This window comes from Streptomyces sp. NPDC006487, from assembly GCF_042870555.1.
Lineage (GTDB): Bacteria > Actinomycetota > Actinomycetes > Streptomycetales > Streptomycetaceae > Streptomyces.
On the sequence record NZ_JBIAHN010000002.1, the window covers coordinates 450074 to 467279 of the forward strand.

The following is a 17206-nucleotide window of genomic DNA, read 5'->3' on the forward strand; positions in this document are numbered from 1 at the left end:
AGGCGTCACAGACCGTTCCCGCGCGTTCCGCTTCCTGCCGCCTCAGGGCGCGCGTGACACCCGGGCCGGGACTCCCTGGCCGGGAATCCCGTCTCCGGCACGGGCAGCAGGTGCCTTCAGAGACCGACGCCCGGACCGCGCGCGGGCCCTGGCCCGGGCGGCGGGGGAACGGCCGGGCCCGACGTGCCCCTCGGGGGCGGTACATGGGTACGGGGGACATCCACACCGGGCAGGAACCCGGCGCCCCTGGTCACCCGCACCGCGGTGTCACCCTGCCGGAAAGCGGGCGCGGGAGTGCGCTCACCCGTACGAGCCGGGGCCGCGGCGGCGGCCGTCGGTGCGGGCCGCGCACCGAAGTCGCCCCTGTCGGTGGTGATCAGCCCGGTGGCCAGACCCTCCTCGGCCAGCTTCTCGGCGTTCTCCCGGCCGACGGAGTACCCGCGGCCCGTGGCGCTGTCCGCGTAGAGGCCCTTGATGAAGCCCTCCGGCGCCATGCGGCCGCCGTACCAGTCGCGCCCGGCATCGAACTCCCGCCTGCCCGACAGCCACCGGGCGGCGTTCTGCTCCAGACATTGCTGCTCGGGGACCTCCACGGACAGCACGACGCGCTGGTCGTAGCCCTCGCGCCGCAGGTCCGCCAAGAGGTTCGAAGTCCACCCGAGGGCCCGCAGGGACTGGTCGTAGAGCAGGTTGTAGCCCTCACCGCGGGCCCACCGCTCGATCACGTCCTGGACGTGGCCCGACTCCCGGTGGACCAGGGAAGCCTTCTCCGACGGGGACAGCGGCCGGCCGTCGGACAGCCGGTCCAGGTGCGCGGGAAGCTCCGGTGCGCCGCCCTGCTCGAAGAGCGACACCTTGAACTCGTCCGGATCGAGAAGGACGTAGTCCTCGAGGTCCACGCCGTGCACACGGCGCAGCGCGTCACCGAGTTCGGTGTCCTGCGCCTGCCACTGCGACAGACCGCGCTGCGCCCTGCCCTTGCCGGAGCCGGGCGCTCCGCCCGTCATGAGCACGGCGTGGCCGTCCCGCGGTTTCCCCTTGCACCGGTCCTTGAAGCGCTCGATGACCGCGTCGTGCAGGAGCGCCCGATCAGGGGTCCACAGACCCCCCGCCGCGTGGCGGTTCCTGGTGTCGAACTCCCCTGCCACCGAAAGGTCTCCACCCGGGCCCATCCGCTGCTGGAGCTCCCGGTAGACCGGCTGCTCGTGTTCCCCCGCCAACAGCACGCTCGTTCCCTCCCTGCTCGACGCCGACGATCCGCGGTCAGAGGCCGCGGTCAGAGCCCTCGGCGCGCCAGGCGCACCCGGATCCGCTCGATGTCCTCCGCCGTCAGCTTTCCGAGCCCCCGGGCCTGGTTGACCACGGCCAGGGTGTTGTCCTGGTGCGTCGGCGCCGTGTGGGCCGGGTCGAACCACTCTTCGTCGAAGTCCCAGGCCGCGATGGCCTCCAGCGCCTCGTCGCGGGGGATCTCGCCCGCCGCGTAGCGGTCGATGTAGTCACGCAGTGACGGCTTGTCGGTCACGGCTGGCACCCTCTCGTCCCGGTCGGCGGATCAGGCGATCATGCCAGAACGCGTCCGGGGCCGGGGAGTGCCCGCGCATCGCCATGACCGGGCACCCCGCCGCCCGGGAGCGACAGTTGGGAGCGGCTTGGGAGCGGCTGCCGCCGTCGGCGCAGGCCCCGGGCAGCGGAAATCCGGATGCGGTACGCGGAGCGCGGCTGCTATCCCCTGGAGGATGGACCCTCTGCAGACCCGACGCCTCACCCTCCTCCCGCTGGACGCGGACCGGGCCCGGCGGCTCACTGCCGGAAAACCGGGCCCGGAGGACCGCTGGGCCGAGGGGTACCCGGACGCCGGCGACCTGGCCGGGGCCGAACGGTACCTGCGGGTGCCGGCCGACACGGGCGACCCCGCACCGTACGGCGCGTTCGAGATCCGGCGCCGCTCCGACGGGCTGCTCATGACGCGACCAAACGCGACCAATTCCCTTGTGTTGCGGGGTATTTACACGATGCCAGAAGCTCCCCGCACCGCCGCATCGTGTGGGAAAGTCGGCATGTGACACGCCTGGCGGACCCGCTCCGCTTCCTCAGCATGCTGGCCGCCTGGGTTGCCGCTCCCTGGGCGCTCGCACCGTACTCCGTGCTGCTCGCCGTGGTGTCGGTCGTCCTGCTGCTGGCCGTACTGACCCTCTTCGCCACCCCGGGCGACAACGGGATGGCGAGGGAGCAGATCCTCGTCCCCGTGCCCGGCGCGGTGACCGTCGGCTTCGTCCTGCTCCAGCTGGGCGTGGCCGTCGTCTCGTCCTGGGCGGCCTGGCCGACGTGGGCCGCCGCCGCCGTGACGGTGCTGGTCGCGGCCAGCCTGATCGCCGAGCAGCCACGCTGGCGGCAGCTGCTCACCGTACGGAGTTAGCGCGGCTCGCGCATAGAATCCGGCCATGTCGATCACACCTTCCGCACCCGTCCTCCACGGCAGGAACGGGACGGATCTCCGCGTCGCAGAACAGGAGTTGGTCCTGCGCCGGGCGCCCCAGGAGCACCGCATCCCCTTCGCGGCGATCGCGCACGTCCATGCGGAAGGGCGGTCCGTCGAGGTCAGGCTCACGGCGCCCGCGGCGACCGCGCCGACCGTCTACCGGGTCGAGGACGTCAGCGAGGCCGCGGCCACCGCCTTCGCCCGGGCGGTGAACGCCGCGCTTCCGCCGGCCGGCGCCGCCGGCTCCGGCTCCGTCGTGGTCGACGGCTCCGCCCTCGTCATCACCCGTACCACCGAGCCCGAGCAGGAGACCAGGACCCCGAGGGAAGCGGTCCACCGGAAGCTCAAGTGGCTCGTGGCGGGGTCCTTCCTCGCCATCATCGCCATGAGCGTGATCGTCGTGAACTTCGCGGACCCCGTCAACGTCGTTTTCACCGTCCTCTCCGGTGGCATCGGCTTCACGTTCACGATCGCCGCCTGGCTGCTGGCCCCGGAGGGCCTCAGGCCCTGGCGCCTGCCCCGGCACGGCATCACGGTGACGGCCGACCACGCCCGCGACGCCGCTCAGCCGTGGCTCTACCTGTACTCGGACCTGGACGGGAACACGTGGAGGTTCCTCGACTCGAGCGGCCGCCACAGCCTCGAGGTCAGCTACGACCCGCACGACCCCGGCAAGGCCGTTCGCGCCGACGGTGCGGGGCGGTGGATACCGGGGATCCTTCCCCTGTCCTCGGGCATCGTCGGCGTGCTCCTGCTCATCGCGTTCCTCGCCACGCCCTTCATGGACTTCGGCCCGTCAGGCGAGGAGTACAGGAACCAGTACCGGTAGGAGCCGGTCGCCGGCCGCGCGCTCAGGCCGTGGCGGCGCCGAACCACTTCGGCAGGTGGGCGTCGAGGTCGTGCTGGTCTTCGCCGACCCATGCCACGTGGCCGTCCGGGCGCAGCAGTACGGCGGGCACGTCCAGTTCCCCACTGACGTCGACGACGTGATCGATCCGGTCGGCCCACCCGGAGGCCGAGAGCCGGCCGGTCTGGTCGAGCAGGAGGCCGCGGCCGGCGTGCATCAGGTCGTACAGGCGCCCGCGCTTCAGCTCCACGTCCCGCAGCCTGCGGCCGAGCAGTTCGTGGCCCTCGCCGAAGTCGTAGCGGACCTCCACCGCGGTGATCATCCCCGTCACGTACCGGTTCACCTCCTCGAAGTCCATCAGCTTCGCGAACAGCTTCCGCAGCGCGGTGGGCCCCGCGTCGCTCCCCATCAGCGTGATCTGTGCGCGGGTGTTGTCCAGTACGGCGGCGCCCACCGGGTGGCGTTCGGCGTGGTAGCTGTCGAGGAGGTCGTGCGGGGCCCAGCCGTTGACGGCGGCGGCGAGCTTCCAGCCGAGGTTGAAGGCGTCCTGCACGCCGAGGTTCAGTCCCTGGCCACCGGTCGGCGGGTGGATGTGCGCCGCGTCGCCGGCCAGCAGGACCCGGCCGACCCGGTACTGCTCGGCCTGCCGGGTGGCGTCGCCGAAGCGGGACAGCCAGCGCGGCGAGTGCACGCCGAAGTCGGTTCCCCCGAAGGCCCGTAGCTGCTGCTTGAACTCCTCCAGGGTGGGCGCGCTGCGGTCCTCGGACACGCCGTCGGCGGGGACGATGATGCGGCACGAGCCGTCCTCGCCCGCGTGGACGCCGAAGCGGAGCTGGGTCTTGTTGACCTCCGCGACGACCGCGGCGATCGTCTCCGGATCCGCGGCCACCTCCATGTGCCCCAGCAGGGTCTCGACCGTGGCGGGTTCGCCCGGGAAGCCGACTCCGAGGAGTTTGCGCACCGCACTGCGGCCGCCGTCGCATCCGACGAGGTAGCGCGAGCGCAGGCATGTGCCGTCCGCCAGCTCGACGGTCACCCCGTCCTCGTCCTGGCTCAGGCCGACCGCTTCGCAGCCGTGCCGGATCTCGGTGCCGACTTCGCGTGCGTGCTCACCGAGCAGCCGCTCGGTGACCGGCTGCGGGATCGCGAGGCCGTACGGGTGCGCCGTGTCCAGCTGGTCCGGCCACGGCTTCATGATGCCGCCGAACAGGCCGCCGACCTGGAACTTCTCGCTGACGGCGAGGAATCGGTCCAGTAGCCCGCGCTGGTCCATCAGCTCGACGCTGCGCGTGTGCAGACCCTGGCCGCGGGACTCACCGGTCGGCTCGGTCAGCTTCTCCACCACGACCACGCGGACGCCGTGCAGGCGCAACTCTGCGGCCAGCATCAAACCGGTCGGTCCACCACCGACCACGGTCACGTCCGTCACGTCGCTCACGCCCGTCGGGTTGCTTGCGTCGGTCACGTCGGTCATACCCCTCACCTCGGTCGCGGCGGCCGTATCGGTCGCGTTGGTCGCGTCGGGCACTTCGGTCGTCACGCAATCACCATTTCCACGGGGGTCCGCCTTCGGTCAGTGATTTTGCGGCACCACCAGGGCCTTGCCGCAAGCCCCCCGGTGCGCTATAAGTTGAGAGTGGCAAGGAGTGGAAAACCTCCTTGCCTTTCTGCGTTCCTGGGGGAAATCCGCTGGCGGGCCCGGTCCCTCGCGGGCGACCATGGGCCGCATGAGCGATCAAGGCGAGCGATGGACCCGGGCGACCGTCTACCCCGACATGTGGGCCGACCCGGACGACGACCCCCGCAACAGCGGAGCCGGCGGTTCGGAGGGCGAGCTCGCCACCTTGCAGGAATTCCTCACGGACTACCGCCTGACCCTGCGGATGAAGTGCGAGGGCCTGGATCCGGAACAGCTGTCCCGGCGCTCGGTCCCGCCGTCGACGATGTCGCTGCTCGGTCTGATGCGGCACCTCGCCGAGGTGGAACGGGACTGGCAGAACTGGATCACCGAAGGCGATCCGCTGCCGAAGCTGTACGGCAAGCGCGACGGTGACTTCGACGGAGCCGTCGCCGAGCAGGCCGCGGTCGACGGGGCGTACGCCGATCTGGAGCGCGAGCAGGCCGCGACCGACGCCGCGCTGGCAGCGCACCCGGATCTGGGCGAGCGGCTGGGGAAGGACCGGATCGCGGTGCGGGAGCTGATGGTGCACCGGATCGAGGAGTACGCGCGTCACTGCGGACACGCCGACCTGTTGCGCGAATGCGTCGACGGGAGGGTGGGCCAGTGACGCGGGCGCAGCCCGTGTGACCATGGCTTCCTTCGTACATCAGCACTTCATGGGGGGACCATGCGCACCCGTACCACCACCGCCTCGGCCGGCCTCGCCGCCGTGATCGCGGCGGCCCTCGCCCTGTCCGGCTGCTCGGCGTCCGGTGGGGGAACGGCCGGGAAGGGGGCAGCCGGCGCTTCCCCGTCGGCAGTGGCCTCCCCCGCGCCGGTACCGGGTGGCGCCGGGTACGAGGGGCCCCGGCCGCAGGACCAGAACCTGCTGGCCTGGACCGGGGATCCGAACGACGCGGGGCACGTCACCGCCCAGTCCGCCGCCGGGGTCGGCGGACGGGTCACCCTGGTCCGGATGGTGCTGCGCGAGCAGCTCACCTGGTCCAACATCTGGCTGGGGCTGGCCGGCATCGACCCCAACGCCCAGCTGTCCAACTGCTACCTCGGTGTGTACGACGCCAAGGGCACTCTGGTCGCGTCCACCGCGGACATCTCCCCGCAGCTGATGACCGACGCGATAGCCAAGCCGTTCCCGCTCGCCAAGCCGTTCGCCGCCGCCCCCGGCACGTACTTCATCGCCCTCCTCCTCAACGGCGACTGGGCCACGAACGCCCTCACCCTCAAGGCCACGGGCGCCGGGATCTCGGTGAACGCGGGTCTGAACCCGCCGAGCCTGCGCTACAGCACCGTCCTGACCGGTCAGACCTCGCTCCCGGCCGGCGTGAACCTCGCCGAGCAGTCCACCAGCACGATCAACACCGGCTGGGCCAGCCAGTGGTACGCGATCTCCTGAACGCGACTGAAGCTCCTGACCACTCCCGAAGCTCCCGAAGCTCCTGCCGCGAATGACTGGTAGGAAAGTTTCCTGTTTGCTAGCATCCCGCTTCGGCGGCTCGGCGCGGTGCCCGCATCCGTGGGCATGACGCGCTCAGTGAGAGCTCTGACCCGGCCGCTGTGACCACGCCCACCCCTGCCCGCACCCGGTCAGGGGTGCGGGGTCTCGTACCGGTGCCAGCTCTCGCCACCCACCAGGCCAGGGAGTCAGGAATGCGCCTGAACACCCCAAGCTCACCTCATGTTTACACATCGCGCCGCACGATCGGCGTGGTCATCACCGCCGTACTGCTCCTCGTAGGCGGCCTGTTGCTCGCCTATCCCGAACGGGCCGGCGCCGCCGCCGACCCCCTCATCTCGCGCGGCAAGACCGCCACGGCTTCCTCCGTGGAGAGTTCGAGCTTCGGTCCGCAGAACGCCTTCGACGGCAGCACCACCACCCGGTGGGCCAGCGTCGAGGGCAAGGACCCGCAGTGGATCCGCGTCGACCTCGGCGCGAACGCCAACGTCACCCGGGTGGCGCTGCGTTGGGAGGCCGCGTACGCCAAGACGTACCGGGTCGAGATCTCGGCCGACGGCACCACCTGGACCCGGCTCGCCAACGAGACGGCCGGGAACGGCGGCACCGACGACTGGACCGGCCTCTCCGGCAGCGGCCGCTACCTGCGCGTGTACGGAACCGCCCGCGGCACCTCCTACGGGTACTCCCTGTACGAGGTCGAGGTGTACGGCACCCTCGACGGGACTCCCCCGCCGACCGGCGCCTTCACCGTGGTCGCCGCCGGTGACATCGCCGCCCAGTGCACCGCCTCGGACAGCTCCTGCGCCCACCCCAAGACCGCCGCGCAGGCCCAGAAGATCAACCCGAAGTTCTATCTGACGATGGGCGACAACCAGTACGACGACGCCCGGCTCTCCGACTACCGGAACTACTACGACACCTCCTGGGGCGCGTTCAAGGACAAGACCCGCCCGGTGCCCGGCAACCACGAGACCTACGACCCCGCCGGACCGCTCGCCGGCTACAAGGCCTACTTCGGGGCCGTCGCCTACCCCCAGGGCAAGAGCTACTACAGCTTCAACGAGGGCAACTGGCACTTCATCGCCCTCGACTCCAACTCCTTCGACCAGAAGGCCCAGATCGACTGGCTCAAGGCCGACCTCGCCGCGAACACCAAGGGCTGCATCGCCGCCTACTGGCACCACCCGCTGTACTCCTCCGGCGGGCACGGCAACGACCCGGTGAGCAAGCCCGTCTGGAACATCCTGTACGGCGCCAAGGCCGACCTCGTGCTGGGCGGCCACGACCACCACTACGAGCGGTTCGCCCCGCAGGACCCGAACGGCAACGCCACCGCCGACGGGATCACCGAGATCGTCGGCGGCATGGGCGGCGCCGACCCGTACGACATCGAGGACGTCCAGCCCAACAGCCAGAAGCGGATCAGCGGTACCTACGGGGTCCTGAAGCTGGACTTCACCGACTCGGCCTACAGCTGGACGTACGTCGCCACCGACGGCACGGTCAAGGACACCAGCCCGAAGTACACCTGCCACTGATGTACCTGGCCACCACAGGCCGCCGGGCCGCTCCGGCCCCGCCCCCCACCACGGGGGCGGGCCGGCGCGTCCCCGCCGCCGTCCTCGCGCTCGGCACGGTCAGCCTCGTCACCGATGTCTCCTCCGAGATGGTCAGCGCGGTGCTGCCGCTCTACCTCGTCCTGGGACTCGGCCTCTCCCCCCTCCAATTCGGCTTCCTCGACGGGCTGATGGGAGGAGCCGGCGCGGTCGTCCGGCTGCTCGGCGGACACCTCGCCGACCGCGGCCACCGGTACAAGCACGTCGCGGGGATCGGCTACGCCGTCTCGGCCTGCTCCCGGCTCGGCCTGCTGCTCGCGGGCGGCGCCACCGGCGGGATCGCGGCGGCCCTGGCCGCCGACCGGGTCGGCAAGGGCATCCGTACGGCGCCCCGCGACGCCCTGATCACCCTCAGCAGCCCTCCCGAGGAACTCGGCCGGTCCTTCGGCGTGCACCGGGCCATGGACACCACCGGCGCCCTGCTCGGTCCGCTCGCCGCGTTCGCCCTGCTCTGGGCGACCGCGGGCGCGTACGACGCGGTGTTCGTCGCCAGCTTCTGCTGCGGCCTGCTCGGCGTGCTGATCCTGGTCCTCCACGTTCCCGGGTACCACCGCCCGGCCACGGCGCCCGGCCCGCCTCCGCCCCGGAGCAAGGCGTTCGGCGCGCTGCGCGACCCCGCCTTCCGGCGCATCCTCTGGGCCGCCGCCCTTCTCGGCGGCGCCACGATCGGCGACGCCTTCGTCTACCTCCTGCTCCAGCGCCGACTGGGCCTGGACCCCGGCTGGTTCCCGCTGCTGCCGCTCGGCGCGGCCGCCGGCTACCTGCTCCTGGCCGTCCCGGTGGGCCGGATCGCCGACCGGGTGGGGCGCCGACGGCCGTTCCTGTACGGACACCTCGCCCTGCTCGGCGCCTACCTCGTCCTGCTCGCCCCGGCCGGCGGGCCGGCGCCGCTGCTCCTCGCGGCCGTCCTCGCCCTGCTCGGGGTGTTCTACGCCGCCACCGACGGGGTGCTGATGGCCCTCGCCGGGCCGGTCCTGCCCGCCGGGGGCCGGGCGGGCGGGCTCGCCGTGCTCCAGACCGGCCAGGCCCTGGCCCGGATGCTCGCCGCGGCGGGATTCGGCGCCGCCTGGACGGTGTGGGGGCCGCGGCCCGCGCTCTGGGGGGCCGCGGCGCTGCTGCTCGCCGCGCTGGCGGGCGGCTGGGCACTGCTGCCGCGCGATCCGGGCGCGGCGGTCGATGCGGGCGATGCGCACGCTCCGGGCGATACGGGCGATACGGCCACCCCGGCCCTGGCGCCGGCGCAGTCCCCCACCAGTGAGAGGAGCACCTCATGACCACACCGCCCATCACCCCGGCGCCCGCGCGGCGGCTCGGCGGCCGGGCCCGATCCGCCCTCACGGCTGCCGCGGTCGTCCTCCTCGCGGGCTCCGCCACCGGGTACGCCCTGCACGCCGGGAACCGGCCGGCCGGTCAACGAGGCGCCGCCGAAGCCTCCTTCACCCTCGACGGTCCCGCCCTGTACTTCCGGGACACCGCCACGGGACGGGTGGCGCACCAGCCCCTCACCGCGACGGCGGGCGGCGCCGACCGCACCGCGGGCGGACCCGTCTGCGACCGGTTCCACGCCGCCGGGGGCACCGCCCTCTGCCTGCGCGCCGAGCCCGGGGTGCTGCCGAAGACGTACGCCGTCGTCCTCGACCGACAGCTGCGCGAAGTGAGCCGGAAGACCCTGCCCGGGGTTCCGACCCGGGCCCGGGTGTCCGCGTCCGGGCAGATGCTCGCCTGGACCGTGTTCGCCACCGGGGACTCGTACTCCACGACCGGCTTCTCCACCCGGACGGCCGTCCTGGACCTGCGCACGGGATACCTGGTGAAGTCACTGGAGGAGATACCGCTCACCATCGACGGTGTCCGCCACCATTCCCCCGACGTCAATTACTGGGGCGTGAGCTTCGCCCGCGACGACAGCCGCTTCTACGCCACCGTTTCCACGAAGGGGCGTACGTACCTCGTCGAGGGGAACATGGGCGACTGGTCGGCGAGGACGCTGCGGGAGAACGTCGAATGCCCCTCCCTGTCTCCCGACAACACGCGGGTCGCCTTCAAGAAGAAGGTGTCCGACGACCCGGCCGCACCCTGGCGGCTGTACGTCCTCGACCTGCGGACGATGGCCGAGACCCCGCTCGCCGAGACGCGCGGCGTGGACGACCAGGCGGCCTGGACGGACGACGGGACGGTCGCCTACGCCCTGCCGGGCGCGGACGGACGCGCCAGCGACGTCTGGACCGTCCCCGCGGACGGGACCGGAGCACCCCGGTTGTCCGTCACGGGCGGATCGTCCCCGGTCGCGGTGGCCGGTGCGGCCGAGATGCCGTAGCGGATGCGTCCGGCGTCCGGCCGGCGGGTACGGCCGGCGGGTACGGCCGGCGCGCGGCGATCCGGGCGCCGGTGCTCGATGATGCTCATTCGGCCGCCGCTTCGAGCATCTATTGACATAGACCTGTCATTGCGTTGCACTGTGGCCACTCCCTCCGGCGGTCACGGCCGGAGGGAGATGCCGCCGTGAACACCTGGGGACTCGCCATGCGTCTGCTCAGATTCCTGACCGCCTCCGCCCTGGCCCTGGCCGCGTTGTCCCTGCCGTCCGCCGCCGGCGCCGAGCCCCTGCGGGCGGGGGCGGCCGTCGCCGCCGCGCCGCCGCAGACGGTGCCGGCCCTGCGGCAGTGGACGGCGGGCAGCGGGGCGTACGGCTTCACGAGCACCAGCCGGATCGTCGTCGATCCCGCCCACACCGCGCAGCTCTCCGACGAAGCCGCCACGTTTGCGGAGGACTTGGGCGCACTGGCCGGGCGTCCGGTGGCCGTCGTCACCGGCAGCCCCTCGCCCGGTGACATCGGCCTGAGCCTGGGCGACGGCTCGCTGCCCGCCGAGGGGTACCGGATGACCGTCGGCCAGTCCCTCGCCCTTCAGGCCGGGACCGACACCGGAGCCTTCAACGGCACCCGTTCGGTACTGCAGTTGCTGCGCCAGTCGACCTCCGTGCCGGGCGGAACGGCGGTGGACTGGCCCACCAAGGCCGAGCGCGGGCTCATGATCGACCAAGGGCGGAAGTTCTTCACCGTCGACTGGGTCAAGCAGCACATCAAGGAGCTGGCCTACCTCAAGCTCAACTACTTCCACTTCCACCTGTCGGACACCTTCGGCTTCCGCCTGGAGAGTTCCACGCACCCGGAGATCGTCTCCGCCGACCACTACTCCAAGCAGGACATCGCGGACCTGATCGCACTGGGGCAGAAGTACCACGTCACGATCGTCCCCGAGATCGACACCCCCGGGCACATGAACCAGATCCTGGCTTCCCACCCGGAGCTCAAGCTCAAGGACAGCTCGGGCACCGCCAGTTCCGAGTTCATCGACCTGTCCCTGCCCGGTTCCTACACCCTGATCAAGGACCTGGTCGAGGAGTACCTGCCGCTGTTCCCGGCCCCGTACTGGCACATCGGCGCCGACGAGTACGTCACCGACTACGCCAGGTACCCGCAGCTGCTCAGCTACGCCCGCGCCCACTACGGCGCGAACGCCACCGCCAAGGACACCTACTACGGGTTCGTGAACTGGTCCGACGCCCTGGTCCGCGCGGCCGGCAAGACCACCCGCATGTGGAACGACGGCATCAAGGCCGGCGACGGGACCGTCACGCCCGACGCCCGCATCCTCGTCGAGTACTGGTACAGCTACGGGCTCACCCCCCAGCAGCTGGTCAACGCCGGACACACGATCGCCAACGAGTCCTGGACGCCGACCTATTACGTGCTAGGCGGTGCGAAACCGGACACGAAGTGGATGTACGAGACCTGGACCCCGGACCGCTTCGAGGGCGGCAACACCATCACCGACCCCTCGAAGAACCGCGGCTCACTGGTCCACGTGTGGTGCGACAGCCCGAACGCCGAGACCGAGACGCAGATCGCCGCCGGCATCATGTACCCGCTGCGCGGCCTCGCCCAGCAGACCTGGGGTTCACCGAAGCCGGTCGCCACCTACGCGGCGTTCACACCGATCGTGGCCGCGATCGGACACAACCCCGCCTGGCCCGGACTCGCCCAACCGGGCAACCTCGCCCGCAACCGCCCCACCACCGCGTCCAGCACCGAGACCGTCAACTTCCCGGCCGCGCTGGCGACCGACGGCGACCCGGGCACCCGGTGGTCCAGTGCGTACGCCGATCCGCAGTGGCTGCAGGTGGACCTCGGGTCCTCCCAGGCCGTGAACCGGGTGGTCCTGCGCTGGGAGGCCGCGTACGGGAAGGGCTTCCAGATCCAGCTCTCCGACGACCAGAGCACCTGGCGCACCGCGTACTCCACCACCACGGGCACCGGCGGGGTCCAGGATCTGACCGGCCTCTCCGGCTCCGGCCGCTACATCCGGGTGTACGGCACCCAGCGCGGCACCACCTACGGCTACTCGCTGTACGAATTCGAGGTGTACGGAGGCCAGTTGAGCGGCATCCGAACCCTCGCCTCGGCCGGGAAGGCGCTCGACGACCCGGCGAGCTCCACCGCCTCCGGTACCCAGCTGATCACCTGGGCCCCGCACGGCGGCACCAACCAGCAGTGGCGCCTCGCCCTCACCGGCGACGGCAGCTACACCATGACCAACGGCTCGTCCGGACTCTGCGCGGACGTGGCGGGCGGTTCCACCGCTGCGGGCGCGGCCGTGGTCCAGACGGCCTGCGGCAGCGGCGACAGCCAGCGCTGGCTGCTCACCCCGCTCGGCTCCGGGGACTACACGGTGGCCAACAAGAAGAGCGGGCTGCTCCTGACCACCGCGTCCGGCGCCGACGGGGCCCTGGCGAGCCAGCAGGCCGCCGGCGGTACGGTCTACCAGCGCTGGCAGGTCAGCTGAGCTCGGGCCGCGGTCCGGCTGCCGTCACCGCGGTCAGCCGGGCCCCGGTTCCGGTCAGCCGGATCCGCAGTTCCCGTACGGTGAGGGGCTCCAGACGGTGAACGCGCCGGACCCCCACCGTGTGGCCGGAGGCGATCAGCCGGCCGTCCGCCCAGATCTCGTGGCCGTTCACGCGCTGGCCCCCGGTGAGGTCCTCGCGCAGTTCCACGTGGTCGACGCGGACGGACCGGCCGAAGTCCGCGAGGAGCTCCTCCCCCTCGGCCGGGAGCACGCCGGCCGGGAGCACCGCGACCGAGAGCACGGCGGAGTGCGGATCGCCGAGGCGCCGCTCCAGCTCTCCGGTGAACTCGAGGAGCCGCGCCCTGTCGGCGTCGTCGATCAGTCCGCGCCGGTCGGGTGGCACGCCCAGGAGCAGGCCGGCGCCCAGGCCCACCGAGGAGTACCAGATCTCCAGCAGGTCCTCGCGGCTCTTGAGGGTGTGGTGGTTCCCGGGCTGCCAGAACCAGTCGGCGCGGAGCGGGACATCGCATTCGGGTGGCAGGTAGGCGGCCGAGTCGAGCTCTGCCCGGCGCTCGTCGTACAGGCTGATGCCCGTGGAGTGCGTGACGTAGTGGCAGGGGTCGGCGGCGAGCCCCTCCTCGTTGCCGACCCAGCGGATCGTGGGGCGGCCCATGTTGAAGACCATGGCGTCGGGCTGGTGCCGGTCGATCACGGCCATGACCGCGTCCCAGTCGTACGTGCGCCCCTCGGAGCCCGCACCGTCGAACCACAGCTCACACAACGGGCCGTAGCGGGTGCAGAGTTCGGTGAGCTGGCGGAGGTAGAAGGAGTCGTACGCGGCGGGCTCCTCGTAGCAGTCCGCGTTGCGGTCCCAGGGGGAGAGGTACAGCCCGAGGCCGAGGCCCGCCTCCCCGCAGGCCTCGGCCAGTTCGGCGACCACGTCGCCCGCTCCGTCCTTCCAGGGCGAGGAGGCCACGGAGTAGGCGGTGGTTTCGGTCGGCCAGAGACAGAAGCCGTCGTGGTGCTTGGCGGTCAGCACGACGTACTTCGCTCCGGCCTCGGCGGCGGTGCGCACCCACTGGCGCGCGTCGAGGTGCGCGGGCCGGAAGGTGGCCGGGTCCAGGGTCCCGTCGCTCCACTCGACACCGTTGAAGGTGTTGATGCCGAAGTGCAGGAAGATCCCGAATCCGGCCTCTTGCCAGGCGAGTTGTCCGGACGTGGGCACGAGGGGAGTGTCGGCGGGGCCGGCGAGGGGGGCTGAGGGACCGGGCGTCATGGGGGGCTTTCGGGGTTCGTCGGCGGGCGTTCAGGCCGAGTGGGCCAGGCTCGCCGGGTGGACGGCGTGGGCGAAGGGAAGCCCTCGGGCGTACCGCTCCAACTCCTCGGCGGCGCAGGCCGCGAGACGTCCGAGTTCGTTGCCGAGGGATCCGGCGATGTGCGGGGTGAGCAGCACGTTCGGCAGGTCGTAGAGGGGCGATCCGGCCGGCAGCACGTCGGGGTGGGTGACGTCGAGGACGGCGTGCAGCCGGCCCGAGACCAGTTCCGCGGTGAGTGCCTCGGTGTCGACCAGCGTGCCGCGTGCGGTGTTGACGAGGGTCGCGCCGTCGCGCATGAGGGCGAGCCGGCGGGCGTCGATCAGGTGGCGGGTCTCGGGGGTCTGCGGCGCGTGCACGGTCACCACGTCGCTGCGGCCCACGAGTTCGTCCAGGTGGACGGGCTCCACCCCCAGGGCCCTCGCCTCGTCCCCGGCCAGGTACGGGTCGTGGACCAGCACGTGGGCGTCGTAGGGGCGCAGCAGCTCGATGACCCGGCGGCCGATGCGCGAGGCGCCGACGATGCCGACGGTTCGGCCGTAGTTCCCGATTCCGGGGTACAGCGTGAGCGGGTTGAGCTGGGTGCGGGCCTCCCGGTAGGCCCGGGCGGTGGTGAGGACGCGCTTGTTGGCGAAGACGATCGCGGCGACCGTGAACTCGGCGACGGGCTGGGCGTTGGCCTCGGCCGCGCTCGTGACGGACAGTCCGCGCCGCCAGGCGGCTTCCGTCATCAGCCCCTTCACGGTTCCGGCGGTGTGCACCACCGCGCGCAGGGACGGGAGGAGGTCGAGGGCCCGCTCGGTGAGGGGCGGGCAGCCCCAGCCGGTGAGCAGGACCTCTGCTTCGCGCAGCCGCGCGGGGTCGGCCGCGGCGAAGTCGGTGACCAGCAGGTCGGGGTCCAGGAGCGCCGTGGCGCCGAGCCGGGCGAGGGCCCGCTCGTCGAGCAGGGCCGCCTTCGTCTCCGGGCTCATGACGAGGAGGGTGCGGGGCTTGCGGGGCCCGCCGGGCCGGCGGGTCGGGTCGGGGAGGTTGGTCGGGTCGGGGAGGCCGGGGTTCGTCACTTGACCGCTCCCGCCGAGAGGCCGGAGCGCCAGAACCGCTGCAGGCCGACGAAGGCGAGGGCGAGCGGGATGACGGCCACCAGGGATCCGGTGATGGCGAGGGAGTAGAACTCCGGGTACTGGAGCACGACTTGGTTCCAGCTGTAGATGCCGAGCACCGCCGGATACAGGTGCTGGTCGTTGAGCATGACCAGCGGGCCGAAGAAGTTGTTCCAGCTCGCGGTGAAGGAGAAGAGGAAGAGGGTCATGAAGCCGGGCAGGAGCATCGGCAGCGAGATCGACCGGAAGACGCGCAGCTCGCTCGCTCCGTCGATGCGGGCGGCCTCGAGGACCTCACCGGGTACGTAGCCCTCGGAGAAGACCCGGGCCAGGTACACGCCGAAGGGGTTTACGAGTGCCGGGATGAGGACCGACCAGTAGGTGTTGACGATGCCGACCTCGGAGGCGAGGAGGTACTGCGGGAGCGTGATGACGACGGTGGGGACGAGGGTGCCGGTCAGGACGAGACCGAAGAGCGCGCCCTTGCCGCGGAACTCGTACTTGTCGAAGCAGTATCCGGCGGCGACGCTGATCAGCGAGGACGCCAGTGATCCGACGACGGAGTAGAGGAGGCTGTTGAGCAGCCAGCGGCCGAAGATGCCGCCGTCATGGCTGAAGACGGCCCGGAGGTTGTCGAAGAGGTGGAACTCGCCGAGGCCGAATCCGGCCGTCCCGAAGAGGTCGGCGTGGTTCTTGGTGGCGGCGATCAGGAGCCAGGTCAGCGGCATCAGGGTGTAGAGGACCGCCACCAGGAGCACGGCGTTGACCACGGTCCTGGAGGCCATGGCACCGCTCCGGCGCGGCCTCCCGGCCGTCTTCCGGTCCGCCCTCCGGGCGGGCGGCGCTCCGGGTGCGGGTGCCGGCTCGCTGCCGGGAGCGGCCTCGGGCGGGGCCGAGGGGGCCGTCTGGGTGCTCATGCCGAGTCACCTCGCTTTCCGATCCGGGTGACGACGTAGGAGAGGGTGCCGGCGACGAGGGCCACGATGAGCGAGGCGGAGGAGGCGAGGCCGTAGTCGTGCCGCTCGAAGGCCGCCTTGTAGATGAACATCATCGGAGACCAGTCCGAGCCCATCGAGCCGGCCCGCTTCGAGAGGAGCATCGGCTCGCCGAAGATCTGGACCACGCCGACACAGGTGAACAGCAGGGTGAGGAACACGGCGGAGCGGATCATCGGCAGTTTGATCTGCAGGGCGATGCGCAGTTCACCGGCGCCGTCCATGACGCCCGCTTCGATGACCTCGCGGGGCACGGCCTGCAGGGCGGCGAAGAAGATGATCATGTTGTATCCGACCCACTGCCAGGCCGCGACGTTCACCAGCGAGGGCAGGACGCTGCCCGCGGCGAAGAAGTCCCAGTGGCCGCCCGCCGCTTCGATCCAGTCCAGGACCGGGCTCAGGCCGGGGGTGTAGAGGTAGGTCCAGATGATCGCCGCGATCAGTCCGGGGACCGCGTGCGGCATGAAGACGGCGAACTGGACGAGGCGCTTGGCCTTGGCCGCGGCCGAATCGACCAGCAGGGCCAGGGCGAGCGCGGCGCCGATCATCACGGGGATGTAGACGGCGCAGTACGCGGCCACGTGCAGGAAGGAGGAAGTGAAGCCGTGGTCGCCGAGCGCCTTGGTGTAGTTCCCGAGCCCGCTGAAGACCCGTTCGGTGCCGCCGAATCCGAGACCGGAGGACTGCTCGGTGAAGAAGCTCATCCAGAGCGCGTACACGACGGGCAGGATCAGGACCGCGGTGAAGAGCAGGAAGAACGGGCCGAGGAAGACGAGCACCGCCCTGCCCTGGCCTGGCCGGCCCACGGGCGCGGCGCCGCGCGCTGAACGAGTGAGTGGTGCTGCCACCGGGTCTCCTTGGTGGTGCGCTGCGG

At 71.5% G+C, this 17206-nt stretch carries 15 protein-coding genes; 8 read left to right on the forward strand and 7 right to left on the reverse strand.

Translation table 11 applies throughout. From position 1 onward, the window contains the following. Positions 1–116: 116 nt before the first annotated feature. Positions 117–1226 (reverse strand): zeta toxin family protein, encoded by a 1110-nt coding sequence (locus ACFYM0_RS04800; protein ID WP_388496509.1) that lies wholly within the window; start codon positions 1224–1226, stop codon positions 117–119. A 50-nt stretch (positions 1227–1276) separates the two neighbouring features. Beyond that, positions 1277–1522, reverse strand: coding sequence for a hypothetical protein (locus tag ACFYM0_RS04805; RefSeq protein WP_388496512.1), 246 nt, complete (start codon positions 1520–1522; stop codon positions 1277–1279). A 537-nt stretch (positions 1523–2059) separates the two neighbouring features. Between ACFYM0_RS04805 and ACFYM0_RS04810 the strand changes: the two genes are divergently transcribed. Both ACFYM0_RS04810 and ACFYM0_RS04815 read left to right on the forward strand, forming a co-directional pair. After that, positions 2060–2416, forward strand: a complete 357-nt coding sequence (locus ACFYM0_RS04810; protein ID WP_388496513.1) for a hypothetical protein — start codon at positions 2060–2062, stop codon at positions 2414–2416. A 25-nt stretch (positions 2417–2441) separates the two neighbouring features. Continuing rightward, a complete protein-coding gene (locus ACFYM0_RS04815) occupies positions 2442–3308 on the forward strand; it encodes a hypothetical protein (protein ID WP_388496516.1) in 867 nt (288 codons plus the stop codon). A 22-nt stretch (positions 3309–3330) separates the two neighbouring features. Here ACFYM0_RS04815 and rox read toward each other — a convergent pair whose 3' ends face one another. Continuing rightward, positions 3331–4755, reverse strand: coding sequence for a rifampin monooxygenase (gene rox, locus ACFYM0_RS04820; protein ID WP_388496746.1), 1425 nt, complete (start codon positions 4753–4755; stop codon positions 3331–3333). A 289-nt stretch (positions 4756–5044) separates the two neighbouring features. On the opposite strand from rox, the gene ACFYM0_RS04825 reads away from it, so the two are divergent. The 6 genes from ACFYM0_RS04825 (at position 5045) to ACFYM0_RS04850 (ending at position 12924) form a co-directional block, all read left to right on the forward strand. Further along, positions 5045–5614, forward strand: coding sequence for a DinB family protein (locus ACFYM0_RS04825; RefSeq protein WP_388496518.1), 570 nt, complete (start codon positions 5045–5047; stop codon positions 5612–5614). 60 nt (positions 5615–5674) lie between these two features. Continuing rightward, positions 5675–6400 carry a hypothetical protein gene (locus tag ACFYM0_RS04830; protein ID WP_388496521.1) on the forward strand — a complete coding sequence of 242 codons (726 nt, stop codon included), beginning with the start codon at positions 5675–5677 and terminating at the stop codon, positions 6398–6400. Between the two features lie 254 nt (positions 6401–6654). Beyond that, a complete protein-coding gene (locus tag ACFYM0_RS04835; RefSeq protein ID WP_388496523.1) occupies positions 6655–8001 on the forward strand; it encodes a discoidin domain-containing protein in 1347 nt (448 codons plus the stop codon). Further along, positions 8001–9353 carry an MFS transporter gene (locus ACFYM0_RS04840; RefSeq protein ID WP_388496526.1) on the forward strand — a complete coding sequence of 451 codons (1353 nt, stop codon included), beginning with the start codon at positions 8001–8003 and terminating at the stop codon, positions 9351–9353. Before ACFYM0_RS04835 ends, ACFYM0_RS04840 begins: the two co-directional genes overlap by 1 nt. Beyond that, a complete protein-coding gene (locus tag ACFYM0_RS04845; RefSeq protein WP_388496529.1) occupies positions 9350–10396 on the forward strand; it encodes a TolB family protein in 1047 nt (348 codons plus the stop codon). Before ACFYM0_RS04840 ends, ACFYM0_RS04845 begins: the two co-directional genes overlap by 4 nt. Before the next feature lie 185 nt (positions 10397–10581). After that, complete coding sequence (locus ACFYM0_RS04850) at positions 10582–12924, forward strand: family 20 glycosylhydrolase (RefSeq protein WP_388496531.1); 2343 nt, start codon at positions 10582–10584, stop codon at positions 12922–12924. Here the strand turns inward: ACFYM0_RS04850 and ACFYM0_RS04855 are convergent. From ACFYM0_RS04855 to ACFYM0_RS04870, 4 genes are all read right to left on the reverse strand, one after another. Beyond that, complete coding sequence (locus tag ACFYM0_RS04855) at positions 12917–14149, reverse strand: alpha-L-fucosidase (RefSeq protein WP_388496534.1); 1233 nt, start codon at positions 14147–14149, stop codon at positions 12917–12919. The genes ACFYM0_RS04850 and ACFYM0_RS04855 overlap by 8 nt on opposite strands. A gap of 81 nt (positions 14150–14230) precedes the next feature. Next, the gene (locus ACFYM0_RS04860) at positions 14231–15208 is read right to left on the reverse strand and encodes a hydroxyacid dehydrogenase (RefSeq protein ID WP_388496748.1); all 978 of its coding nucleotides are present in this window, start codon (positions 15206–15208) and stop codon (positions 14231–14233) included. A gap of 86 nt (positions 15209–15294) precedes the next feature. Next, positions 15295–16254, reverse strand: coding sequence for a carbohydrate ABC transporter permease (locus ACFYM0_RS04865; RefSeq protein ID WP_388496536.1), 960 nt, complete (start codon positions 16252–16254; stop codon positions 15295–15297). Next, the gene (locus ACFYM0_RS04870) at positions 16251–17138 is read right to left on the reverse strand and encodes a carbohydrate ABC transporter permease (RefSeq protein ID WP_388496749.1); all 888 of its coding nucleotides are present in this window, start codon (positions 17136–17138) and stop codon (positions 16251–16253) included. The genes ACFYM0_RS04865 and ACFYM0_RS04870 overlap by 4 nt, the downstream gene beginning before the upstream one ends. Between the last annotated feature and the right edge of the window lie 68 nt (positions 17139–17206).

Excerpts from the sequence above, each read along its gene's own strand:
- ACFYM0_RS04860 (WP_388496748.1), bottom strand. The coding sequence starts at position 15,208 with ATGAGCCCGGAGACGAAGGCGGCCCTGCTCGACGAGCGGGCCCTCGCC.
- ACFYM0_RS04845 (WP_388496529.1), top strand. The coding sequence starts at position 9,350 with ATGACCACACCGCCCATCACCCCGGCGCCCGCGCGGCGGCTCGGCGGC.
- ACFYM0_RS04815 (WP_388496516.1), top strand. The coding sequence starts at position 2,442 with ATGTCGATCACACCTTCCGCACCCGTCCTCCACGGCAGGAACGGGACG.
- ACFYM0_RS04840 (WP_388496526.1), top strand. The coding sequence starts at position 8,001 with ATGTACCTGGCCACCACAGGCCGCCGGGCCGCTCCGGCCCCGCCCCCC.
- ACFYM0_RS04825 (WP_388496518.1), top strand. The coding sequence starts at position 5,045 with ATGGGCCGCATGAGCGATCAAGGCGAGCGATGGACCCGGGCGACCGTC.
- ACFYM0_RS04835 (WP_388496523.1), top strand. The coding sequence starts at position 6,655 with ATGCGCCTGAACACCCCAAGCTCACCTCATGTTTACACATCGCGCCGC.
- ACFYM0_RS04830 (WP_388496521.1), top strand. The coding sequence starts at position 5,675 with ATGCGCACCCGTACCACCACCGCCTCGGCCGGCCTCGCCGCCGTGATC.
- ACFYM0_RS04865 (WP_388496536.1), bottom strand. The coding sequence starts at position 16,254 with ATGAGCACCCAGACGGCCCCCTCGGCCCCGCCCGAGGCCGCTCCCGGC.